Annotated in this window: 20 protein-coding genes and 1 pseudogene; 12 read left to right on the top strand and 9 right to left on the bottom strand. The window is 66.0% G+C overall.

Features of this window, described 5'->3' with window-relative positions; all coding sequences use genetic code 11:
• Positions 1 to 78 precede the first annotated feature (78 nt).
• Together F5544_RS13635 and F5544_RS13630 are read right to left on the bottom strand one after the other, a co-directional pair.
• The gene (locus tag F5544_RS13635) at positions 79 to 1,032 is read right to left on the bottom strand and encodes a hypothetical protein (RefSeq protein WP_167473537.1); all 954 of its coding nucleotides are present in this window, start codon (positions 1,030 to 1,032) and stop codon (positions 79 to 81) included.
• A 24-nt stretch (positions 1,033 to 1,056) separates the two neighbouring features.
• Complete coding sequence (locus tag F5544_RS13630) at positions 1,057 to 5,598, bottom strand: DUF6531 domain-containing protein (protein WP_167473536.1); 4,542 nt, start codon at positions 5,596 to 5,598, stop codon at positions 1,057 to 1,059.
• Positions 5,599 to 5,932: 334 nt separating this feature from the next.
• Here F5544_RS13630 and F5544_RS13625 point away from each other — a divergent pair, with 334 nt between their 5' ends.
• From F5544_RS13625 to F5544_RS13610, 4 genes are all read left to right on the top strand, one after another.
• Positions 5,933 to 6,295, top strand: a complete 363-nt coding sequence (locus tag F5544_RS13625) for a DoxX family protein (RefSeq protein ID WP_167473535.1) — start codon at positions 5,933 to 5,935, stop codon at positions 6,293 to 6,295.
• 177 nt (positions 6,296 to 6,472) lie between these two features.
• On the top strand, positions 6,473 to 7,774 hold the full coding sequence (locus F5544_RS13620) for a sialidase family protein (RefSeq protein ID WP_167473534.1): 1,302 nt from the start codon (positions 6,473 to 6,475) through the stop codon (positions 7,772 to 7,774).
• A gap of 160 nt (positions 7,775 to 7,934) precedes the next feature.
• Complete coding sequence (locus tag F5544_RS13615) at positions 7,935 to 8,669, top strand: Crp/Fnr family transcriptional regulator (protein ID WP_167473533.1); 735 nt, start codon at positions 7,935 to 7,937, stop codon at positions 8,667 to 8,669.
• Positions 8,670 to 8,695: 26 nt separating this feature from the next.
• On the top strand, positions 8,696 to 9,277 hold the full coding sequence (locus tag F5544_RS13610; protein ID WP_203217554.1) for an SRPBCC family protein: 582 nt from the start codon (positions 8,696 to 8,698) through the stop codon (positions 9,275 to 9,277).
• Between the two features lie 190 nt (positions 9,278 to 9,467).
• Here F5544_RS13610 and F5544_RS13605 read toward each other — a convergent pair whose 3' ends face one another.
• The gene (locus F5544_RS13605) at positions 9,468 to 9,857 is read right to left on the bottom strand and encodes a hypothetical protein (RefSeq protein WP_167473532.1); all 390 of its coding nucleotides are present in this window, start codon (positions 9,855 to 9,857) and stop codon (positions 9,468 to 9,470) included.
• Entirely contained in the window at positions 9,854 to 10,216 is a 363-nt protein-coding gene (locus tag F5544_RS13600; protein ID WP_167473531.1) for a DUF427 domain-containing protein, read from the bottom strand. Before F5544_RS13600 ends, F5544_RS13605 begins: the two co-directional genes overlap by 4 nt.
• Positions 10,217 to 10,422: 206 nt before the next feature.
• Here F5544_RS13600 and F5544_RS46335 point away from each other — a divergent pair, with 206 nt between their 5' ends.
• The 3 genes from F5544_RS46335 to ligD all read left to right on the top strand — a co-directional run bounded on the left by F5544_RS46335 (position 10,423) and on the right by ligD (position 13,892).
• Positions 10,423 to 12,045, top strand: a complete 1,623-nt coding sequence (locus tag F5544_RS46335) for a radical SAM protein (RefSeq protein WP_238847234.1) — start codon at positions 10,423 to 10,425, stop codon at positions 12,043 to 12,045.
• Positions 12,029 to 12,844 carry a DVU_1556 family methyltransferase gene (trsM, locus tag F5544_RS46330; RefSeq protein WP_238847233.1) on the top strand — a complete coding sequence of 272 codons (816 nt, stop codon included), beginning with the start codon at positions 12,029 to 12,031 and terminating at the stop codon, positions 12,842 to 12,844. Before F5544_RS46335 ends, trsM begins: the two co-directional genes overlap by 17 nt.
• Positions 12,845 to 12,998: 154 nt before the next feature.
• Positions 12,999 to 13,892 (top strand): non-homologous end-joining DNA ligase, encoded by an 894-nt coding sequence (gene ligD, locus F5544_RS13585; RefSeq protein ID WP_167473529.1) that lies wholly within the window; start codon positions 12,999 to 13,001, stop codon positions 13,890 to 13,892.
• A gap of 46 nt (positions 13,893 to 13,938) precedes the next feature.
• Here ligD and F5544_RS13580 read toward each other — a convergent pair whose 3' ends face one another.
• Entirely contained in the window at positions 13,939 to 14,274 is a 336-nt protein-coding gene (locus tag F5544_RS13580) for a DUF3140 domain-containing protein (RefSeq protein WP_167473528.1), read from the bottom strand.
• Positions 14,275 to 14,521: 247 nt separating this feature from the next.
• Here F5544_RS13580 and F5544_RS13575 point away from each other — a divergent pair, with 247 nt between their 5' ends.
• Entirely contained in the window at positions 14,522 to 15,877 is a 1,356-nt protein-coding gene (locus tag F5544_RS13575) for an alpha/beta family hydrolase (RefSeq protein WP_167473527.1), read from the top strand.
• A gap of 21 nt (positions 15,878 to 15,898) precedes the next feature.
• The gene (locus F5544_RS13570; protein ID WP_167473526.1) at positions 15,899 to 16,480 is read left to right on the top strand and encodes a DUF2267 domain-containing protein; all 582 of its coding nucleotides are present in this window, start codon (positions 15,899 to 15,901) and stop codon (positions 16,478 to 16,480) included.
• Positions 16,481 to 16,492: 12 nt separating this feature from the next.
• Here the strand turns inward: F5544_RS13570 and F5544_RS13565 are convergent, their stop codons facing one another.
• Positions 16,493 to 17,308 carry a slipin family protein gene (locus F5544_RS13565; protein ID WP_428847169.1) on the bottom strand — a complete coding sequence of 272 codons (816 nt, stop codon included), beginning with the start codon at positions 17,306 to 17,308 and terminating at the stop codon, positions 16,493 to 16,495.
• A 320-nt stretch (positions 17,309 to 17,628) separates the two neighbouring features.
• Here F5544_RS13565 and F5544_RS13560 point away from each other — a divergent pair, with 320 nt between their 5' ends.
• A complete protein-coding gene (locus tag F5544_RS13560; protein ID WP_167473524.1) occupies positions 17,629 to 17,967 on the top strand; it encodes a non-heme iron oxygenase ferredoxin subunit in 339 nt (112 codons plus the stop codon).
• A 317-nt stretch (positions 17,968 to 18,284) separates the two neighbouring features.
• Entirely contained in the window at positions 18,285 to 18,761 is a 477-nt protein-coding gene (locus F5544_RS13555) for a hypothetical protein (RefSeq protein WP_167473523.1), read from the top strand.
• A gap of 295 nt (positions 18,762 to 19,056) precedes the next feature.
• Here F5544_RS13555 and F5544_RS13550 read toward each other — a convergent pair whose 3' ends face one another.
• The gene (locus F5544_RS13550; protein ID WP_167473522.1) at positions 19,057 to 20,220 is read right to left on the bottom strand and encodes an IS110 family transposase; all 1,164 of its coding nucleotides are present in this window, start codon (positions 20,218 to 20,220) and stop codon (positions 19,057 to 19,059) included.
• Between the two features lie 330 nt (positions 20,221 to 20,550).
• Here F5544_RS13550 and F5544_RS13545 point away from each other — a divergent pair, with 330 nt between their 5' ends.
• Positions 20,551 to 21,813 (top strand): MFS transporter, encoded by a 1,263-nt coding sequence (locus tag F5544_RS13545; RefSeq protein ID WP_167473521.1) that lies wholly within the window; start codon positions 20,551 to 20,553, stop codon positions 21,811 to 21,813.
• Between the two features lie 66 nt (positions 21,814 to 21,879).
• Here F5544_RS13545 and F5544_RS13540 read toward each other — a convergent pair whose 3' ends face one another.
• Both F5544_RS13540 and F5544_RS13535 read right to left on the bottom strand, forming a co-directional pair.
• On the bottom strand, positions 21,880 to 22,524 hold the full coding sequence (locus tag F5544_RS13540; RefSeq protein WP_203217553.1) for a cyclase family protein: 645 nt from the start codon (positions 22,522 to 22,524) through the stop codon (positions 21,880 to 21,882).
• Between the two features lies 1 nt (position 22,525).
• Positions 22,526 to 22,720, bottom strand: a pseudogene (locus F5544_RS13535) (ATP-dependent Clp protease ATP-binding subunit ClpX); the annotation flags it as partial.
• Between the last annotated feature and the right edge of the window lie 25 nt (positions 22,721 to 22,745).

The raw sequence follows: 22,745 nt of genomic DNA, 5'->3' as shown, positions 1-22,745 counted from the left end.
AGGCGCGTTGCCCCGCTACAGCCTGCTCGAGGCGACAGCCACTGTGGACTAGCCGGCGTCCTACGCGGCCGGGACTGATCATGCGGAGGCTCCGGGCTCACCGACGGTCGATTCCACCCGGCCGCCCGGCAATTCGACGGCGCCGGGCGGCGGACCGCCGAGGGCGTCGAGTTGTTCGGGGGAAAACAGCCGATACCAGGCGGCGGTCGCCGGGTCGGCGATTTCGGTGGCCTGTGTCTGCGGGATCAGCAGGTCGCGGTCGAGCGGGTCGATTCCGATGGCGGCCCACGCGAGGTGTTCGGTGTTGGCGCGGATCAGATCTCGCTGTCGGAGCATGCGCGGGGCGAGGTCCGCAGTGGACCAGTTCGCGCCGCCGGCGGTGAGTAGGACACCGAAACCGAACAGCGTCCCGAATTCGGCGCTTGCGGCGCGGGTGCGGAAGTCGGTGGTGAGCACCGGAGTCGGATGCGGCAACGGCGCGCGCGAGCCGAGCAGGGCTCCGACGATCGGGGTGAATTGGTCCCAGATCAGCGGGATTTCGGCGGAGATGGCCAGGGTCAGCAGTTCATCGCCGTCCTGATATTCGTCGCGCAACCATTGCCGTCCGGCGGATATCAGCGACTCCGGTGGCCGGGCCAGGACCCGGGGACGGCCGGGCGGGTCGAGACCCCGTAACCACGCCCGGGTCACGGGCATGAAACGGTTCAGTGCCGCAAAGCGTTCGCCCATCCGAGGGGCCGGTTCGATACTCGCGTCCTCGATTCCGGCCGAGGTGAGCGCGGCCGAGACCACCTCGGGCAATTCGAGACGCAGTTGCGGTGGCACGTCCCCGAAGTCGACCATGACGAGCCGCCCGTCGGGGATCGGGATCGGCTCGGACACGTAGGACGGACCATCCATCTCGTAGACGGCCGCCCGCGCCGCCGCCATACCCGCCGCCAGGCGCTCGGCGTCGGGTGAGCGCACCACGAACAACACGGTCTGATCCGAGTGCAGCTTGCCGCGCAGTTCACGCCGCACCCGGATCACCATCGGAACTCCTCGAATTCGGTTGCGCTACACCACTTGTCCCGGTCGCTGCCCGGGCTCACGCAGCATGGCCGTCTGGTAGCTGCAGTCCGGTACGTCCTCCTCCGCGGCCACATAGATGTGCCCCGGCCGGTTGCCGAGACCCCAGACATAGATCCACTTGTGTGAGAACCCGAGCTTGTTGCCGATACCGCTACCGATGTCGAACCGGGCCGCCCAGTTCTGCAGTTCCGTCGAGAAATCGGTCATTATCGACCAGTACGCCAGCAGGCTCTGATAATCGTTGAGCTGGTTCTGCACATCCTGGACGGTGCCGATGCCCGTCCACTTCTTGACCTCGAACATGTGCTTTTCCTCGGTCATGATATCGATGCGGAAGCCGTACTGCATGCCGCGCGGCGCGCCGACCTCCCAGTCCACGTTGTAGTCGACCGGTATTACTCCGATGAGCGGGTGCAGATCCCAGAATCCGATGCGGTTCCAGTCGAGTTGGGCGATGGCCAGTGCCTGGCCTGCCCGCTCGATCTGCCGGGGCTGGCGGGTGGCCAGATCCTTCAGCGCGTCGTTGTCGCCGTTGAGCGCGGCCTGGGTGAAGACGCCGCGGGTGTACAGCAACCGCTGGTTCTGGAAGCACTTCAGGTGCGAGCCGATGCTGTTGTCCCGGTTCGGATTTCCATTGCACGGATCGAGGAACGACGGCTGCAACACCGGCAGGATCGGCAGGCCCGCGAACCCGAACGACCAGGTGCCTTCCGGATCGACCCGGTTCAGCGGATCGTTGCGCACATAGGCGTACGGGTTGTTGGCGAGCGCGCTCTGCCCCAGCACGGTCAACGGGTCACGGGTGGTGAACCGTCCGAGCGCGCTGTCGTAGAGCCGGGCACGCAGGTCGGTGAGCGAATCGAGCACGAGCTCACCGCGATAGCCGAAGCGCGGAATCCGCGGCGCGAGCAACGGCGCCCGGTCGGGCTCGACCGCATCGGGCCGCCCGAACGCGTCGTAGCCGGACGCATGCACCCAGGGCCGAGTCGCCTCGGTCGAGATCGCCGAGGCATACGCGTCCCGCGCGAAGTTCACCGAGCCGTGGCAGGTAGTGGCGAACGTCCGGCCGTAGCCGTAGGTGAACCGCGCGGACGCGAGCGAACGGCCAAGCGGGGCAAGATCATTCGCCTGCGGCACCGCGGTGTGCACCTGCTGGGTGAGTATCGGTGGGATCGACTCGCCGACGTTCCACCGATACTGGACCGTGGTTTCCGGTGCGTCGTCGTCTCCGGCCCGCAAACCCAACCGCACCAGCAGACCGTCGCCGTCGAACACCGGAACGATCCGTTCGGCCGCCCACGCGCGGGTGCGCTCGAGCTCGCTGGGCCGGCCGAGGCCGTTGTAGTGGATGCGGTGCCGGATATCGCCGTCGGACTCCTCGCTGAGCTGACCCGCCGAGTTGTAGCGGTAACGGATCCGCCGTCCGGTCGACTCCACCGCGATCAGTTGGTCGGCGATGTCGTACAGGTAGCGGGTTGCTTGCCCATCGCGGACCAGCGCGGTGCGGTTCCCGACGATGTCATAGGCGATCTCGGTCCGCCGAACCCGGTCGCCGTCATGGTTTTCGGCGATCGAGACGAGTTCACCGGAAGAGTCGTAGGAATACTCCAGCACCGCGTCGAGGTCGTGCTGTTCGATGATCCGCCCGTCCGGATCCCGCACCAACCGGGTCCGGATGGCGCGGACATTCGCGCGCCGCTCCTCGAAGGCAGCCAGCAATCCGCCGTCGTAGCCGTAATGGCGTTCCCAGCCGCCGGGCAATTGCTCGGTGATCAGCCGCCCATCCGGATCCACGGCGTACACCGCCTCGCCGGCGGCGCAGTCACGCAGACCGACCAGCCGCCCGTTCAGGTCGTACCGGTAGCGCACCGTCGCACCGTCGGGATAGCGCAGCTCGGTCCGCTGTCCGGCTTTGTCGTAGGTCGTGGTGATTTCCCCGCCATCCGGTTCGATCACCTTGGTCAGCCGCCCGGCCCTGTCGTATTCGTACCGGGTGGTGCCGGTCGCATCGGTCATCGCGACCCGCCGCCCCGCCCGGTCGTATTCGTAGCGCACCTCGGTGCCATCGTCGCCGGCCATCCTGGTGAGCCGACCGGCCGCGTCGTAACTGAAGTGAATTGCCTTCCCGGAGGGCATGATCAACGCGGCCAGCCGCCCGGACCCGTCGTACTCCCGCCGCGTCGTGCGGCCCAGCGGATCGGTGATCGCGGTGCGCCGCCCCGCCCGGTCGTGCTCGAACCGCGTGACCGCGCCCTTGGCATCCGTCATCGACAGGATGTTGTCGGCCGCGTCGTGCTCGTAGCGAGTGATGCCACCGCGCGGGTCGATGACCCGGAGCAGCCGATTATCCGCGCTGTGCACGTAAGTCGTTGTCGCACCGGTGGGTTGGATGATCCGGTGCAGGTTGCCGCGCGCGTCGTACTCGTAGCGGGTGATCCAGCCGCGCGGGTCGACCTCGGCGATCCGCCTGCCGTTCTCGTACTCGTGCCGGGTAACCAGCCCGGCCGGTGTGGTCACGGCGAGCTGACGCCCGTTGCCGTCGTAGGTGAACCGGGTTCGCCCACCTTCGGGATCGATGATCTCGCTCACCCGGCCGGCCTTGTCGTAGCGGTAGCATGTGCGCCGTCCCAGCGCATCGATCACGGTATGCCGGTGACCCGCGGCGGTCAGGTGTTCCGTCGTGGCCGCACCGAGCGGATCGACCGACGTGACCGTCCGACGCTCGTCGTCGTAGTTCGTCTGCCAGACCGCACCGTCCGGCGCGGTCACCGAGGTGATCCGGTTGATGCCGTCGTAGGCGTATCGGACCACCGCGCCGTCCGGGCCGGTGACCTCGACCGGGTTGCCACGATTCCAGGTGGTGCGGGTGGCGCCTTTCGGGGTCGTCTCCACTGCTTTGTTGCCGTCGGCGTCGTACTCGTAGCTCACGGTCCCGAAGTCGGGCTGGGTCATGGTGGTGATCCGGTCCAGCGAATCGTGTTGGAGCGTCGCCTCGACACCGTCCGGCCGACGGACCGTCGAGACATTCCCGGACTCGTCGTAGGCGAACGTTGTGGTGCCATCCATCGCGTTCGTGGTCGCCACCAGTCGGCCCAGTTCGTCATAGGTGTTCCGAGTAGTGGCCTCGCCGGGTGAGACCGTTTCGGTCAACCGCCCGGCCGAGGAGTAGGTGTAGCGGGTCACGCCGCCCATCGGATCGGTCACCGACACCGGTCGGCCCGCGTCGTCATAGGCGTAGGTCGTGGTCTCCTGCCGCGGCGTGGTCACCTCGATCACCCGCCCGGCCGCATCGTAGCGGTACGAGGTGCGCTGACCCTCCGCATCGATTCGCGCGACCAACAGCCGATGCTCGTCGTAGTCGAACCGGATCGTGTCGCCATCGGGATCCGTGCTGGCGACCACCAGACCGTTCGAATACCTATAGGCCGTCCGCGCGCCCGACTGGGTCGTCACCGAGACCGGGAGATGGCTTGCGCCCGAATACTCGAAATGTGTTGTCGCGCTTACCCCGTCGGTGTCGCTCAGGATGCGGTGGGCATCGTCGAACGTCCACGTCTCGGCGACCCCGGCCCACGAACTGGACACCAGATCGCCGTTAGCGTCGTAGCCGCGCTCGATCCGCGCCCCGCTCGGCAGCGTCGCATCCACCAATCGGCCGTCCGCGTTGTACGCGAAGATCGTTCGGTTTCCGAGCGGGTCGGTCACGGCGACGACCCGCGCGGTGGTGTCGTGATCGAAGACGGTCAACGCACCAGCGGGCGTCGTGCGCACCCGGGTTCGCTGATCGTCGTATTCGATGGCTATGCCGCCCTTTCCGGCCAATTCCTGATGTGCCACGCGACCGGCCTGGTCATAGTCGTTCGTCAACAGCTCGACTCGGTCCGGATCGGTCACGGTGGCCAGCAACCCCGCGTCCGTATAGGTGAAATGAGTCTGCGTGGCATCCGCTGCGGTCACCGATATCAGCAGCGGACCGTCGTAGGCGTAGGTCACCGCGCGACCGTCGTCCGTGCGCACCCGGGAGAGGAATCCCTCAGGGCCGTACTCCAGGTCGATCCGCCGACCCGCCGAATAGATCAGGGCGGTCAGCCGTTCGCCGTCGCGCTCGAAATCCACTCGACGGCCCTCGTACAACCAGAACAACACCCGGCCGTCGCCGTCGAAGAGCCAGACCTCCCCGCAGAAATACCGAAGCGTGAAGCGACCGTCATCGTTGCGTGCGAGATCGGCGTCCAGATCCTGGGGACGCCGGTAGCCGCCGGACGGATCCCGGACGAACCTCAGGATCCGGCCGTCCGTGTCGTGGAACAGCACATCGCCGTCCGGTTCCGGCTCGATCCGAGCCAGATGCGCGGCCGTCCAGCCGCGGCCCAGCGCACTGACCCTGTCATCACGCGAGTTGTAGGTACGGACCCAGCTCAGTAAACCCTCCGGGGTGGGCAGATCCCCTACCGTGTGAGTGAAGTTGCCCGTTGCGGCGTGTACGCCACTGCCTACGTAGGCATACCCGGAATGAGTGCCGAACACCTCATGGACCGGCCGGTCAAAAGAACGCGCCTGCGTTCATGACCACCTCCTGAATATGGATATAGTCGAGTTCTCGCGCGGCTCATGGCGACCACCGCCGTATATCGAGCTTCATCGCCACGGCGCGAGCCGGATGTTGTTGGCATGACCTGCAATTCGGTGTCCGATAAGACAAGGAATCACGCCCCCTTCCCCACACCCCATCCGATGCCAACGGTAGCACGAGAAGCCCGGGACCGATCGATGTCGATGGCGACTTTCCCTGTAGCCCTTGCATTTTCGATCTTCGAAAGCGGATCGGACGTGGCACGCTTCATACGAAGCGCCAAAACCAGTGGTGGGCAGTCGGATACAACAGTATTGCGCTGCCCTGCAGAAGTTCCTGTATCCGGACAAGTTGGGGCCGGGCCGGTTCGACAAGATCGGTATTCCGGCCCCGACGTTCTTCGCGGACTTCGACGGTGTAGTCGAAATCGCTTGTGGCGCATTGATAGTGGCCGGGCTGCTGACTCGGCTGGCGGCGGTACCGTTGCTGATCGATATCGGGCTGGCGATCGCGCTGACCAAACTGCGTGAGTTGCGGCCCGGTGGTTTCCAAGGGGTACAGGGCTTCTGGGGCACGGCGCACGACGCGCGGACCGATTTCGCGATGCTGCTCGGCTTGATCTTTCTGCTGTGGGTAGGACCCGGCCGCTGATCGGTCGACGCGCTGCTGGCCCGGCGCTCGGGTGCGTCGGCGGCGGGCGTTGCGGGAGAACATGTTTCGTAGCCGCCCAGGTGCTCGCTGGATCATCGGCGGGTCAGCAATCAGCCCTTTGATATCTCCTCGAGGGCGAGGATCGTGAAAGATACATCCACTCAGGAGGCGCGGATCATGACACTCACCCCTGGCGCCAATATCCAGGTCACCTACGACAGCAATCCGAATAACGATCGGAGCGAGTCCGCACTCGCGGTCAACCCGAACGATGCCAACAATATGGTGGGGTCCTCGAAGCGATTCACCGATCCCGCGACGTATGCGTTCGCCCTGTCCACCTACAACACCTTCGACGGCGGCTTGTCGTGGACGGAGTCGATGCCGACCGTGCAGTCGGATTGGGCCGGTACCTCCGATCCCGCCGTCGCCTTCGACCGGAGCGGAAATACGTATCTCCTCGCGCTGCCGTTCGGCCCCGGCGCGAATGCGCCGCTCATCGGCATCGCCGTCTACCGCTCGACCGACAGCGGACGCACCTGGGGCGCACCACAACTCATCCACCAGAGCAGCGGCGACGACAAACAGGAACTCACCTCCGACACCTATCCGAACAGTCCCTTCTACGGCAATGTCTATGGGGCCTGGGACGACGGCACACCGACACAGGCGGCACTGCGTTTCGCCCGCACGACCGACCTGGGCCAGACCTGGCGTGGCGCCGGGAGCGACGCCGTCGGCACCAGTTTGGCCGACGACTCCTTCTCGCCGTCCCTCACGGTCGCACCTGACGGCACCCTCTACATCGTCTGGACGAACCAATTCGAGCTGAAGTTCGTCATGTCCACCGATGGCGGTGAAACGTTCTCCGATCCCGCGGTGATCGCCAGCGGCATAACGTCTTTGGATGCCGCTGGGCTGAACGCACCGGACGGCTTCCCGGAACTGCCCGGTGGGACCTTCCGAGTGGATACGATCCCGGCCGCGGTCGCCGGACCCGGCGGGAGCCTCGTCGCGGCCTGGGCCGACTATCGGGAGAATGTCTCCCGGATCTACTGCCGTCGCTCGGGCGACGGCGGCCGGACCTGGGACGGCTCGCCGTCCGGCGATCCGCTGCTCACGGGAGCAGCCGTCTCCGATCCCACCCTGCACGACTTCCATCCACAGCTCGCCGTCACACCGGCGGGGGCGATCGGTTGCGCCTTCTACGAATTCGGGCGGATGCCGACCACGCCCCTGATCAATGTCGTCATGGTCGCCTCCCACGACGGTGGAAAGACGTTCATCGATCGCGTCACCGTGACCGATCACCCCTGGGACCCCGCGGTCGACGCCCCGCTCTCGCACGGAAGCCCGACCACCACTTTCATCGGGGACTACTTCGGCCTGGCCGCCAGCTCACTCGGCTACTTCCCGTTCTGGACCGACACCCGCACCGGCATCCAGGAGATCTTCACCGCGCGCGTCACCGTCAGCTGAGGCGCCTTCATCATCGTGTCGAGGATGATGAACGTGGCCGCGATGTGATACATCGGGGTGCGGGAGCCGATGTGGCCATGGCCGAGTACCCGGCTCCGCCACGATCGGCATGGCCGCACGATTGTCGAACACGATGAATCGACCGACTTCTGGAGATGCGATGAATCGATCCGAGCGGCCGCTGACTCATCTGCTGCGCGCGTTCGGCGGCGAGTCGTTCAGTGAGGATCAATTGCGTCAGGCCGCCTGGATCGCCCGCTGCGTGGGGCGCGGTGATGCCGCACCGCTGCGCCCCGACGACCTGGTGGCGCTGGCGGACTTGCTCGAAACGCAGTCGCTGCCTTCGGGTTCGGCCGTGTTCACCGTGAGGAAGCCCGCCGACGGGGTGTGGATCGTGCGGCAGGGACGGCTCGAGCTCAGCGTCGGTTCCGGGCGGCACCGTGCCGTCGTGGACGTGCTGCGGCCCGGTGATGTGGATGGCGATATTCCGTTGCTGCTGGATATGCCGTTGATGTACACCGCGCGGACGCTGACCGACGCGACGTGTCTATATCTTTCACGCGCGGCGTTCGAGAAACTGTTGGCCGGATACCCGACGATCGCGCGGCGTTGGCTGTCGAGTGTCGCGCAGCGCACGGCCGCCACCCAGACTCGGTTGATCAGCATTCTCGGCCGCCCGTTGACCGCGCAGGTGGCGCAGCTGCTGCTGGACGAATCGGTCGACGGTTCGGTGCAGTTGGCCCAGCGCACTTTGGCGGCGATGCTGGGTGTGCAGCGCCCGTCGCTGAACAAGATCCTGAAGGAATTCGAGCGGGACGGACTCATCGGAATCGGTTATGCCGCAATCGATGTCAAGGATCCGGATCGTCTCGGTGACATTCGGCGGCGAGCCTGAATCCGGCCAAGCATCGAGGGAGCCACGTGAATCGTTGGACCGCAACCATTCTGGCGCTGTCGGGGGCCGCGACGGCCGCCGCCGCGAGTTATGCCGGACTGGTCACCGGCGCGGTGCCGATCGACCTCGGTATCGGTCGGCGCACCCGCGCGCTCGGACCGCGAACCGTCGACATCGACGCACCACGTGAAACGGTCTTCGCGGTGTTGTCCGAGCCGTATCTGGATCGGCAGACACGGGCGATGGCCGAGAAGATCGCCATCCTGGACCGGGGGGCCGATATGGTGTTGGCCGAGCACCGCACCCCTTTGCCTGGTGGCCTGGTCGCCCGCACTACCGAAACCGTCCGGTTCACCGCACCGGAACGGATCGACTTCCGGCTGGTCCGTGGGCCGGTCCCGTACGTGGTCGAACAGTTCCTGCTGGCCGAGACCGGCTCCGGTACCCGCGTGGAATATCACGGTGAGATGGGCACCGACCTGGGCCCGGTGGGGCAACGGTGGGCGCGGATCGTGGTGGGGCCGTGGGAAAACGCCGTCGCCGCCACATTCGCCGGCGTCAAATCCGAGGCCGAGCGCCGCGCACGGACACAGCCGCGCGCGCACTGAACCGGTGCCGCCATAGATCAGCGGTAGTCCGGGTTTCGGAGTCGAATCGGCCTCACCGATCCAGCCTGCGTCGTCCTGCGGCGCGCACGGGTCGGCGGCGGAAATGTCAGCGAGGTGACAAGGTCAGGTGATGTGGTTGGCTCGGGGCAATGGCGCGCCTGCCCTGGGGGCTGCCAGGTGATTCGCGGTGTCAGGCGAAAGTGCCCAGCCAGGTGGTGATGGCGTGGAGCCCCGCGTAGGTGCCGACCGCGATGGCCGCGATGGTCAGCAATCGCCATTTCAGCTTGCGGACACCGTCGATACTGCACTGGTTGCGGCGGCGCAGTGACCACCACACCAAGCCGGCCAGCACGGCGAGGCCGCCGAGACGGAACCACCAGGCGTAGTTGTCGTACAGGTTGTCGGCCCACGCCAGCGCGGTAGCGCCGCTGACGATTCCGAGCAGTGCCAGCACCGTTGGACCGACGCAGCAGAGCATGCCGACCAACCCCGCGGTGAGGCCGATCCGCCACGCCGCCAGGCGATCGGAGCGGGATCCGGTCCGTCGAGTGGGGCGCACCGGTGTGGGCTCGACGCTCATCGCCCGGTCAGCCGGGCCAGCCAACCGGGCCGGTCGTTGTCGGTGTATTCGATTGCGGTGCTGTCCTTTTCGGGTGTGCCCTCGACCCGCACGCCGTTCCAGAAGGCGACATGGTTCTTGATCTTCCGCGCCAGTGGACTCGGTTTCGGGTAGTACCAGGCCGCGTCCGGATTGACCTGCTCGCCGATCGTCACGTTGTAGTAGCTGGCCAAGCCCTTCCACGGGCAGAGACTCTTGCTCGGGCTGTCGCTGAAGTACTCTCGGTGCAGCGATTCGGGTGGAAAGTAGTGGTTGCCTTCCAACCGCACCGTCCGAGGCGCTTCGGCGATCACCGTGCCGTTCCAGATCGCTCGCATCATGTGTTCTGCCACCTCCTCGATGGGGTTATCTCCGATTGAACCGCTGGGCGGCGGCTCTGGTCGGCCGATTGTCAGCCGGGTGACACGTTCGGCCCGAACATAGGCCGCGAAGCAGGACACTGAACAGTGTCACCTGGACGACAGTCTCGATGACAGGGGTGCACAAGCTCGATGAGCTGGGTCGATCGCGGGCGAACGGAGGCTGTGTGAGTACGGTGCGGACCGATCGGGACGAGGTGTTCGTCGAATACACCAAGAGCATCTGCCCGGTGTGCAAGGTCGTGGTCGACGCCCAGGTCAACATTCGCGACAACCAGGTGTACCTGGGCAAACGCTGTCGCGAGCACGGCTGGTTCGAGGCATTGGTCTACAGCGACGCCGAGGCGTACCTGTCGATGGCGCGGTTCAACAAGCCCGGCACGCTGCCGCTGACGTTTCAGACCGAGATCCGCGAGGGCTGCCCGTCGGACTGCGGGCTGTGCCCGGACCACAAACAGCACGCCTGCCTCGGGCTGATCGAGGTGAACACCGGCTGCAACCTGGACTGCCCGATCTGCTTCGCCGACTCCGGCCACCAGCCGGACGGGTATTCGATCACCCATGAGCAGTGTCAACGGATGATCGATGCCTTCGTCGCCGCCGAGGGCGAGCCGGAGGTGGTGATGTTCTCCGGGGGCGAGCCGACCATTCACAAACATCTGCTCGATTTCGTCGACATGGCACAGGCCAGCCCGATCCGCACGATCACCGTCAATACCAATGGGATTCGGCTGGCCTCGGACCGTGATTTCGTGGACGCCCTGGCCGAACGAAACGGACGCGACGGCAAGGTGGTCAACCTCTATCTACAGTTCGACGGCTTCGACGAGCGGACCCACCTGCGCATCCGCGGCCGCGACCTGCGTGCGATAAAGCAACGCGCACTGGACAATTGCGCCGACGCCGGACTCACGGTGACGTTGGCCGCGGCGATCGAGCGCGGCGTCAACGAACACGAGATCGGCGCTATCGTCCGATTCGGGCTGGCCCACCCCGCGGTGCGGGCGGTGGCTTTTCAGCCGGTCACCCATGCGGGCAGGCATCTGGAATTCGATCCGCGACAGCGGCTGACGAATCCGGACGTCATCACCGCGATCGCCGAGCAGCTGCCGGAATGGTTTGTGCCGCAAGACTTCTTCCCGGTGCCGTGCTGTTTTCCGACCTGCCGATCGATCACCTATGTGATCACCGACGGCAAACCCGGCGAGTTCGACTACTCCGTCGTCCCGATTCCGCGGCTGCTGCAGGTGGAGGACTACCTCGACTATGTGACCAACCGCGTCGTGCCCGACTACGCGGTGCGGGAGGCGCTGGAAAAGCTGTGGAGCGCTTCGGCTTCCATGGGCACCGCCACCACCGACGAAAAGCTGGTGGCCGCCGCCGAGACCATCGTGTGCGGGCCGGGCGGCTGCGGCATCGACTTGCCAACGGCCGCACGCGAACTCGCCGATCGCGCCTTCATGATCGTGGTGCAGGACTTCCAGGATCCCTACACCCTCAACGTCAAACAGCTCATGAAATGCTGCGTGGAGGAGATCACCCCGGACGGACGACTGATCCCGTTCTGCGCATACAACAGCGTCGGCTACCGCGAACAGGTGCGCGCACAGATGACCGGCGTCGAAACGCCCGACCTGGTTCCCAATGCCACCGAACTGCGACCGCTGCTCACCAGATCGGCGCGCGGCTCGATGATCGCCCGCGACGGCAGCACCCGGCTCGCACCGAACACCACCAATGTGGGCGCCCGAGCTGTGCCAGAGGAGCGAGACCGTGACGGTGCCCGATAACCGTGTCGTCGGGCCGCTACCACCCGATGCGATGAAAGCCTGTTGCGCGGATGCGTATTCGCGTGACGTAGTCGCTCTGCTGCTCGGCGGCTCCTACCATCCCGGCGGCATCTCCCTGACCCGGCGACTGGCCGACCGGCTCGGCCTGCATCCCGGCCGGCGCATCCTCGATGTCGCCTGTGGTATCGGCACCACCGCACGCATTCTCGCCACCGAATACGACGCCCAGGTCGACGGAATCGACCTGGGCGAGCCCACTCTCACCCGGGCGCGCACCGCAGCGGCCGGGCTCGCCGATCGAGTGCGATTCCACCACGGCGACGCCGAATCAATCCCGTTCCCCGACAACACCTTCGACACACTCGTCTGCGAATGCGCACTATGCCTGTTCCCCGACAAGGCCCGCGCGGCAGCAGAATTCGCTCGAGTCCTACGCCCAGGAGGCCGAATCGGCATCACCGACGTCACCATCGACGAATCCGGCCTCCCCGCCGAACTCACCGACCTGACCGCCCACGTGGCATGCATTGCCGACGCCCGCCCCGCATCCGCCTACATCGAACTGCTCGACACCGCCGGGCTGCGCGTCATGACGGCGGAGAATCACGACTGGGCCGTCACCACAATGCTCGGCCATATCGAGGCACGACTGGCCCTGCTGCGCACCACCGCGCCCGAGCAACTCGCCGATACCGGACTCGACCGGGCAACCACCACCCGCTACCTGCGGTCCGCTCGCCAAGCGGTCGCCAACGGCCGCCTCGGCTACACGATGATCGTCGCCGAAAAATCACCGTGACCGAGCTGCGTTCGGCATCGGGTGTACTGCCCCAGACCGTGATGTGTGCCGCCGGGTTCCTGGTTCGGGCCGAAGACCGGGGGTAACCACGCGGTATGGGAATCACCAGCTTGCAGGAGTTGACCGGCCGGAATGGCCCCTTCAGGGCACCCTGATGGCTCGCATCGATGTAGAGGTCACCCATGCCGACCGGGAGCTCTTCCCCGACGACGGCATCACTAAGGGCGAACTCGTCGACTACTACTCCGACATCGCGCCGGTCATGCTGCCCCACCTGCGGAACAGGCCGCTGACCCTGCAGCGGTTTCCGCGAGGCATCGGCGAACAGGGCTTCATCCAACAGGATTTCGCTGACACGATGCCGGACTGGATGAGCCGCGCCGAAGTCGGCAAGCAGGATGGAACCGTCGTACATCCCGTCGCCGACCGCCGCGAAGCACTCATCTGGCTGGCCAACCAGGACTGCATCACCGTGCACAGCTGGCTGTCCCGACAGGGCCGCCAACCCGATCGGCTGGTGTTCGACCTCGACCCCTCCGGCGACGACTTCTCCGCGGTACGGGCGACCGCCCGCGCGTGCGCCGACGTTCTCGGCGATCTCGGCCTGGCGGCCTTCGTCCAGACCACCGGCTCACGGGGACTGCACGTCGTGGTACCGCTGCGGGCCGACGCCGACTTCGACACCGTGCGCGAGTTCGCCCGCGGCGTCGCCCAGGTGGTGGCCGCCGACGATCCGCGGCATCGGACAGTGGAAATCCGCAAGAACAAGCGCGGCGATCGCGTGTACATCGACGTCATGCGCAACGCCTACGCGCAGACCTCGGTCGCCCCGTACGCGGTGCGAGCCCGCCCCGGCGCACCGGTGGCCACGCCACTGCACTGGGCCGAACTCGATGATCGCGCACTGCGATCCGATCGCTACACCATCCGCGACATCGCCGAGCGCCTCGCCGAACACCGCGACCCCTGGGCCGACCTGTCCCGGCACGCGCGCTCACTCACCCGCCCCCGCCAGCGCCTGCCTCGGCTGCGCCCCGATTCGACCTGAGCTATGCGACGGCACTGCTCTCCGCCACGAAGGGTGACCGTTCCGGTCAGCGAGCGCGCAGCGGGTCATGTCCGATCGACATCAACCGATGCCGCCACTGTGGTTGTCCGGCAATGGATTCCGGTTCAGCTCCGTGTTCGTCGGTCACCTCCCACACCACCGCTCGCATCACCTCGGCATCGTCGGCGTCGAGATCGGTGCGGCGTTTGGCGAGAATCGCGAGCACACGATAGCCCAGCTCGGTGGCTCTGCCGTTGGGTAGCGGCTCGGTCTCGGGGCCCGCGGCATTGGTGCGCAACCAATCCCGCAGCTCGCGGGAGGTCATATTCACCGCGTGGTGGAAATCGGTCCACAAGCGGTCATCCACAATGCTTTCGGCCATGTCAGCCTCCGTTCGTTCCGGTCGTCGATCATGACGGCACCGTGCCGCGGCCGAGGGTGTGGGCGAGATGGTCGCCGAGTAGATTCCGCCCTCCGGTCCGGCCGGGCACTGATATCGCGCCCGACCGCAGTGCGGTCATGAGGCGATTAACCACGAATATCGGGCCGAAAACCGCAACCGCTCACAGTGTTCGGCGAGGGGATGTTTCCGCCATCGCGACACGGGAAGGCCGTAACCGAGGGTCGGAATGGAGCGCATCGTGTTCAAGGATCGATTGTTCAAGGATCGCCGAGAGGCCGGGCGCCTGTTGGCCGAACGGCTGTCGCTGCCGCGCGGCGAGGATGCGGTGGTGCTCGGGTTGACGCGCGGTGGGGTTCCGGTGGCCTATGAGATCGCGCGGGCACTGGGCGCGCCGCTCGATGTGCTGGTGGTGCGCAAGCTCGGGGCGCCCCACCAACCCGAACTGGCCTTCGGCGCGATCGGTGAGCATGCGGTCCGCGTGCTCAACCCGCGGATATCGGCGCAACTCACCGACGCCGAGAAGGCGGACGTGGAAGCTCGTGAACGTGAAGAGCTTTCCCGTCGAGTCGAACGGCTGCGGGGACCCGATCCGCCGATTCCCCTGACCGGGCGCACCGCGATCGTCGTCGACGACGGCATCGCCACCGGTGCCACCGTCCGTGTCGCCTGCCGCGTCGCCCGCGCCCGCGGCGCGGCCCGGGTCCTGCTCGCCGTTCCCGTCGCCGCTCGCGACACCCTCGCCACCCTGCGCGACGACGCCGACGAGGTGATCTGCCTGCACGCTCCGCCGGTGTTCCTCGCCGTCGGGCAGTGGTACCGCCACTTCCGCCAGACCAGCGACCATGAGGTGGCCGAACTGCTGCGCGCCGCCGCGGCGGAAACCACGGTGCCACACCCCGTTTCAGCCGCCGACCCGCCGCCGCACGACGAGGAGATCTCCTTCCTGGCCGAAACCGTGGAACTGACAGGACATCTCACCATTCCCGAGCATCCGATCGGGTTGGTCGTGTTCGCACACGGCAGCGGCAGCGGCCGCCACAGTCCGCGCAACCGCTACGTCGCCGAGGTGCTCGAGCAGGCCGGGCTGGGCACGCTGCTGTTCGATCTGCTCACCCCCGCCGAGGAAGCCCACCGCGACAACGTCTTCGACATCGCGCTGCTCGCCCGCCGCCTGGTCGACGCCACCCGCACCCTCGCCGAGCGGCCCCACACCGCCGGACTGCCGATCGGCTACTTCGGCGCCAGCACCGGTGCCGCGGCGGCCCTGCGCGCGGCCACCGACCCACGCCTGGACATCGCCGCGATCGTCTCCCGCGGCGGCCGTCCCGACCTCGCCGGCGACGCACTGAACCGGATGCGGGCCCCAACCCTGCTAATCGTCGGCGGCCGCGACCCGGTGGTCCTGGAACTCAATCGCCATGCCCAGCACACACTCCCGGTCGATACCGAACTCCGCGTCGTCCACGGCGCATCCCACCTGTTCACCGAGGCCGGCGCCCTCGAACAGGTCGCCGAACTGGCGCGCGACTGGTTCCGCACCCGCCTCGCCCCCGCACCCGCGACCGGACGCGCCCCCTCCTGAACCATCGAAAGGAACGCGACAATGACAGGCAACGGTCACCCATTCGCCCGCGCCGAACAGAACGCACGAACCTGGCTCGACGCCATCATGCAATGTCTGGACACCGGCGACTATCACTACGCCCACCGCGTCTTGCGCGCCTGGCTGCACCTGGTGCGCGATCGCCTCACGGTGGACTCCGCCGCACATCTGGGCGCACAACTGCCCGAACTGCTGCGCGGCATGTACTACGAGGGCTGGCGGCCCAGCGACCTGCCCATCCGCTACGACGCCACCGAATTCACGCAGCACTACGCCACCGAAGCCATGATCTCCCTCAGCGACGTCGAACACGCGGTGACCTGCGTGAGCACCGCCCTGCGGAACCGATTCGCCCCCGGCACACTCGAACACGCGCTCGGACAACTCCCACCCGCACTGCGCGAACTACTCCTGCCCGCCGAACCGGCACCGCCTCGCCCGGCCGCCGATCACACCATCACCGACCGACTGGAATGCTTGGAACGGTCGGTGGCATCGCTGTCGGACACCCTCGACCGCATCGACCAACGCTTGGCCGCCACCACATCCGAGCAGACCGGCAAATACGAGACGGTTTACTGACCCGGATACCCGCTACTCCGTACTCCGGCCGAATATCCGCCGGTCGCCGGGGGATTCGGAGCGGACCGCGGCGGTTTCGCGGGCGAAGAACGCTCCTATATCGCTGATGGCGCTCATCAGGGGTGCGGGGAACACCACCGTGCTGTTCTTGTCGGTGCCGAGTTCGACCAGGGTCTGCAGGTTGCGCAGTTGCAAGGCCAGGGGGTGGGCCATCATGGTGTCGGAGGCGTCGCCGAGGGCCGCGGCGGCCATCGATTCGCCCTCTGCGGCAATGATTTTGGCGCGCTTCTCGCGTTCGGCCTCGGCCTGTTTGGCCATCGCCCGTTTCATGGTGCCGGGCAGCTGGATGTCCTTGAGTTCGACCAAAGTGACCTCCACGCCCCATTCCACGGTCGTGGCATCCAGACTCTTGCGGATGTCGGCATTGATGGCGTCGGTTTCCGAGAGCACCCGGTCGAGCGGATGCTGTCCGACCACCTTTCGCAGCGTGGTCTGGGCGATCTGATCGATGGCCGCACGCACGTTCTCGATGGCTACCACCGACTGCCGCGCGTCGATCACCCGGTAGTAGGCGACCGCCGAGATATCGACGCTGACATTGTCGCGAGTGATGATGCCCTGCGACTGGATCGGCACGGTGACGATGCGCATCGACACCCGCTGCAGCCGATCGATCACCGGAATGATCACATTCAACCCGGGCTCCCGCACCGATATCACACGCCCCAACCGGAACAGCACACCCTTCTGATATTGCAGAACCACTCGAATCGACGCGGGCAGTACGAGTATCGCCACGATCGCGATCAATACGACCACGACGACCACGGCAATCGAGTCCACGACTTCCTCCTTACCGGAAGGCATCACACTCCGCCACGGGCGAGTGCGCTCGTCACCCGCTATGCCCGATCCCGTGTCCTCGAAACCGCCCGCTCCGTGAAAAGATTGCTCACCGCCGTGATCGCGAGACCGTCGTAGCCTCGACCATATGGCTCTGCCGTATCCGCCACCGATATCGCCGATCACTCGATCCGCGGGGTCATCGCCGGCATCGGAGGCGGAGACCAAATCACCGTCATCCCCCAACCTGAACGCCGAAACCATTGCCGCGCAGCCGATTTTACACGGGAGGGGCGTGAAGATCGATGAATGACAACGGCATCCGCGTCGCTGCTCTCGACGATATTCCGGTCGGTGAGGGTATCGCGATCGATCGCAGCGTCACCGGCACAGCCGACGATATCGCCCTGCTGCGGGACGACGACGGCACCGTGTGGGCGCTCGATGACACCTGTACCCACGACACCGCCTCCCTCTCGGAGGGCTGGGTCGAGGGCGGATGCGTCGAATGCCCGCGACATTCGAGCATGTTCGATCTGAAAACCGGTGCGGTGCAATGCCCGCCCGCAACCGAGGACACCCGCCCGCACCGGGTCGAGGTACACGACGGCGACGTCTATGTGTTCCCGAACGAACAACCGTAATCGGACCAGTCGCGGCCCTACTTCCTCCGCCGCGTCGCGCACGGCCGCCCTGTACTGCTGACCCGCCTCACGGGCGGCACCTTCTCCGGGTGGCGTAGCTCTGGTGTCCCGGGCGTTCGCAGTCTCCAGCACCCATCTCGTCATCCGGCATTCCTTCTGACGGGATCCTTTGTGGGCCTGTGGGTTTCGGCCGAAGGCACGCCGGAATGACAGTGGGGTTGTTTCAGGGCCTCGGCGGGCTCGTACAGGGATTTCGCTGCGGATGGGCTGCGCGGGTAGCGTCGCCTGCGGAGAGGTCGGTCAGACGGGACGGAGGCATGATGGTGTCGCTGGGGCGGTGGTGGCGCTCCGTCACCTGCTGGCGCATGTTGACCTTGGTCTTGGTCGTATTACCACAGGTGCTCAATGCACACTTCCCGGAGCTGCCGGACAGCGACGCCGGGGCGAGCCACAGCGAGGTCACGGACTTCGCAGTGGCGTCGTACATGTCGTCGCCGCCGCTGCTCGAGCAATGGGTCGAATTTGTCGCGGAGTCCGGCCTCGTGGTGCTGCTGCCCGCAGTCGTATTCGTGCTGCCGCGTAGGTATGCCCGGGTCGGAACGCGCTGGGCCGCAGGTATTCTGGCCGTTCTCGGCGCGGTAGGCGGATATCTCGAGATGTCGGTGCTCGAGCAGGGAACCACGGCGGTATCGGGTTGGCTGTTCATGTCGCCGGTCTACCTGCTGGCGGCGGGCGCGCTCGTGCTGAGTGAACGGCAGCACCGGCCCGAGACGAGTGAGCCCGCGACGAGCTAGCGTTGCAATGACACAACACCAGGACGTGTCACCCAATAGGCGGTGTCATATTTTCCACACGGGAGACCACGCATGCCGACCTCGGAGCGGGCCGACCAGCTCTGAGGACCAACGACACACCCTCAGCGGCAACAACGTCAGCCGCCGCAACCCGATCAAACCAGGTCACTGAAGTTGGCTCGAGGCAGAGCACAACACGACGAACGATAGGAGCTGTCGGCAGCTCAGTGTTGTCGCGTTTGATGAACAGCGGCTCGGCGCCTCACGAACGTCCGGTATTGGCTCCCCTCTCTTGTCAAGTCGTGGTGTGCGGGTCGGGTCTATGGTGGGTGTTGGTAGGTCCGGGGTGTGGCTTGTCCGAAGGGCCGGTGTCCGGGGTCAGGCCGGTCGCGCAGGAGTCGGTAGTCGCCCCCGATTGCCCTCCCGGGCTTGCCGTTTCACGATTGCGCTGGTCGGTGAGCATGGCTGTGTAGACGACGTTCGACAGGCGCCGTTTCAACGCCCGCATCGCTTCCATCGACGTCTTTCCCGCGGCTTTCTTGCCGTCGTAATAGACCCGTCCCGCGGTGGGATTGCGTAGTTGGACGATGGCCATGGTGTGCAGGACACGGTTGATCTTGCGGTTCCCCGCGCGGGAGAGCCGATGTCGTTTCTGCTCGCCGGAGGATGCATCGATCGGTGCGGTGCCGTTCCAAGACGCGAACCGGCCCCGATCGGAAAACCGGTGGATATCACCGACATCGGCCAGCAGCCGCGCCGCGCCGGCCGGTCCGATGCCTTTCAGCTCGATCAAGCCCGGACCGCGTTCGGTGACCAGCTCGCGCAGTTCCTTGTCCGCGGCCTTGATCTTGCGGTCGATCCGTTCCAGATCCTCGATCAACTCGACGGTCAGGCGGCGGCGGACCTTGCCCGCCGGATCCCGCGGTTTCACGGTCGCGACGAGTTCGCGGGCCTGCATGGCCGACAAAAACTTCTTCGCCCCACCGGGCAGCAATTCCAGCAACAGCCGATGCAACCGGTTGACGGTATCGGTTCGGGACCGGCCGAGCTCCTCACGACGGTCGGCCAGCATCCCCAACGCGACGAGGTCCGAATCTAGTTGCACCCGGCGTAGATTCGGCGACCGCAGCGCCGCCAACGCGACCGAATGCGCGTCGACCGGATCGGTTTTGCGGCCGTTGCCGGTAGCGAACACCCGCACCTGCGCGGACAGTTTCGCAGGCACATCGACCACGACCTCGCCGTCGTGGAGCAAGCGATAGGCCAAGTGCCGACCGACACCATTGCAACCCTCGACTGCCCACACCCGCTCACCCAATCGCCGTGCCGTGGTGAGCATTTCGGTGTATCCCGCAGTGTCGGTGCCGTATTGGCCTGTTCGCAGCACCTTCCCGGCGGGGTCGATGGCCTCGATCGTGGCCGAGCGTTTGTGCGGGTCCATCCCGATGATGACCGTCACCAGCACATTTCCTTCCCCAATTCGACATCGTTGGTGTCGCGCGGGAAGGCACCGCTACTTCGAGCTGGGCAGACCCCTCTTCAGCCATTCCCGGCACGATGCCCGATGAGAGGCAAGCCATTAGAGAGCCACACCAATAACCACAGTGGGCAGCCGCTGCGAGAGCATCTCACCGGGCACCTGGACCAGATCCTGGCCGGGAACCGGTCCTGCCTCAAGTCTTCCTGCCTCAAGTCTTAAGTAGCCGATGAGCGGGGCGTCGGCGAGCCGCCTGTCGACCGTCCGGATTCCTTCGCCAACAGAGCATCCGGTAGCGATAACGTTGTGCCGATGGAGCGCACGACCCCCGCGACAACACGCCTCGGTGCGGGATTCGCCAGATTATGGTCGGCCGCAACCCTTTCCGGATTCGGCGACGGGGTGACCCAGATCGCCGCCAACCTGCTGGCTGTGTCGATCACCCGCGATCCGATAGCGGTGTCGGGACTGATGATCGCCCAGATCACCCCGTTTCTGCTGTTCGGCCTGCCCAGCGGAGCGCTCGTGGACCGGCTCGACCGGCGACGATTCATGACCATCGCGACCCTCGTCCGCATCGCGATGCTCGCCACCGTCAGCGCCGCCGTCGCCACCGGCCACACGAGCCTGCCGCTGCTCTACATCACCTTCTTCGTGGTCGGCTGCGCTGGTCTGGTCTTCGACAACGCCTCCACGACAGCCATTCCCAGTCTGGTCGCACCCACCCAGCTCGAACGCGCCAACGGACGGCTTCAGGCCACCCGCTCGGTCACCGAACAAGTGCTCGCCCGGCCCCTCGGCGTCGCCTTGTTCGGAATCACCGCCTGGACACCGTTTCTCGTTGACACCGTGGGCCTTGCCGCCGTCGCCGTACTGGCAACCACACTGCCTGCCAGCGTCAATCGCCGCGCCCCTGTCGCTGCCCGGCAGCACCTCGCTGCTGCGGTCGTCGACGGCGCACGATGGTTGTGGCGTAATTCCCTGGTCCGCACCCTCACTCTCACCGTGGGACTGTCCAACATCGGTCTCGGCGCCATCTTTTCGCTTCTGGTCCTGATCGCCCGCGAACGGCTCGGCGTCGGCAACACCGGTTACGCGATGCTGCTCATCGCTGCCGCGGTCGGCGGCGTCTGCGGCGGCCTCACCGCACCCCGCATCATCGCCGCACTCGGCCCAGGCACCACACTGCGTCTCGGACTGCTCATCGAAATGGCCTCATACGTCGGAATGGCTCTGACCCACAGCGCCGCCGTCGCCGTGGCGATCCTCATCCCCTTCTCCATCCACCTGTCGGTATTCACCACCATCGGAGCCTCACTCCGCCAAACCCTCGTGCCAGTGGAGCTTCTCGGTCGAGTGCACAGCGCGTACCGCCTCGTCGGTGCTACCGGCTTGTTCGTCGGTGCAGTTTTCGGCGGACTGCTCGCCAGCCGATTCGGTCTCGCCGCACCCTTCTGGATGGGGCTCGCTTGCGCAGTGGTGTTCACCCTGGCAGCCTGGCGAAAACTCAACAACCACACCATCATCACCGCCCGAGACGTAGCCGAGCACACAGGCTCTACCAAGCAAGAGTGAGCGATATTGCCGATGTGCGCGTAGACCCCCGGTGCCCGTCGGCTGGGGCGCGGGGGCGGCGCAGTTCTAGCCCACGGCGGCGATGGCGCGGACCGGGAAGGACGTCATCCCACGGATCGGTGGGGGAAGCGCGGTGAGCCGGGCACCGATATCCGGCACCCGGTCCAGGTTCGTCAAATGCTCGATGATCGGTATCCCGGCGCCGAGCAGGGTGTGATGAACCGGTCTCGTGGGCCGAGACGTGTCGTCGATGTCGAGCGAGTCGATGCCGACCACGGCGACATTGGCCGCGACCAACGCGTCCGCCAGGTCGGAGACGAGATAGGGATGATCGGGTTCGCTATACGCGGGTGATCCCCAGCGACTGGACCACCCGGTGTGCACGAGAACGGCTTTGCCCCACAACCGTGCAGGGTCGCCGAGCAGGTCTGGTCCCACCGTGCGTTCGTCGGCCGCACGGATCATCACGATGGGCACATTGAGTAGTCGTTCCACGGGCAGATCTGCCATGTCGGCACCGTCCGCGTCGAAGTGGAACGGGGAATCGACATATGTGCCGGTGTTACCAACCAGATCAACTCGCGCAATCTCGTATGAAATGTCGACCAGTGGGCCATCCCGCCGCGAGGTATGCGTCGTGATCAATGGTTCCGGCAGCCCGGGATAGGTTGTCATCCCGTTGGTTACGGGATGCGACAGGTCGATGAACACGCTATACCGCTATACCGGTGTCGCGGCGCTCTCGACACAGCGGTCCGCGGGGGACGACGGTGGGCATGACGTTGTTCATCACGGTCTCCTTGGTGACGACGACCTTGGTGACGTCATCGCGGCTGGGTATGTCATACATGACCGGGAGTTGGACTTCCTCCATGATGGCCCACAGACCACGGCAGCCCTCACCCCGGCGGGGCAAGCAGGCGCTGACTAGG

Source organism: Nocardia arthritidis (genome assembly GCF_011801145.1).
In the GTDB taxonomy this organism is placed as follows: Bacteria; Actinomycetota; Actinomycetes; order Mycobacteriales; family Mycobacteriaceae; genus Nocardia; species Nocardia arthritidis_A.
This window is presented reverse-complemented; position numbering and strand designations above follow the sequence as displayed.

Excerpts from the sequence above, each read along its gene's own strand:
- F5544_RS13615 (WP_167473533.1), top strand. The coding sequence starts at position 7,935 with ATGAATCGATCCGAGCGGCCGCTGACTCATCTGCTGCGCGCGTTCGGC.
- F5544_RS13635 (WP_167473537.1), bottom strand. The coding sequence starts at position 1,032 with ATGGTGATCCGGGTGCGGCGTGAACTGCGCGGCAAGCTGCACTCGGAT.
- F5544_RS13545 (WP_167473521.1), top strand. The coding sequence starts at position 20,551 with ATGGAGCGCACGACCCCCGCGACAACACGCCTCGGTGCGGGATTCGCC.
- F5544_RS13570 (WP_167473526.1), top strand. The coding sequence starts at position 15,899 with ATGACAGGCAACGGTCACCCATTCGCCCGCGCCGAACAGAACGCACGA.
- F5544_RS13575 (WP_167473527.1), top strand. The coding sequence starts at position 14,522 with ATGGAGCGCATCGTGTTCAAGGATCGATTGTTCAAGGATCGCCGAGAG.
- ligD (WP_167473529.1), top strand. The coding sequence starts at position 12,999 with ATGGCTCGCATCGATGTAGAGGTCACCCATGCCGACCGGGAGCTCTTC.
- F5544_RS13560 (WP_167473524.1), top strand. The coding sequence starts at position 17,629 with ATGAATGACAACGGCATCCGCGTCGCTGCTCTCGACGATATTCCGGTC.
- F5544_RS13580 (WP_167473528.1), bottom strand. The coding sequence starts at position 14,274 with ATGGCCGAAAGCATTGTGGATGACCGCTTGTGGACCGATTTCCACCAC.
- F5544_RS13620 (WP_167473534.1), top strand. The coding sequence starts at position 6,473 with ATGACACTCACCCCTGGCGCCAATATCCAGGTCACCTACGACAGCAAT.
- F5544_RS13555 (WP_167473523.1), top strand. The coding sequence starts at position 18,285 with ATGATGGTGTCGCTGGGGCGGTGGTGGCGCTCCGTCACCTGCTGGCGC.
- F5544_RS13605 (WP_167473532.1), bottom strand. The coding sequence starts at position 9,857 with ATGAGCGTCGAGCCCACACCGGTGCGCCCCACTCGACGGACCGGATCC.
- F5544_RS13600 (WP_167473531.1), bottom strand. The coding sequence starts at position 10,216 with ATGATGCGAGCGATCTGGAACGGCACGGTGATCGCCGAAGCGCCTCGG.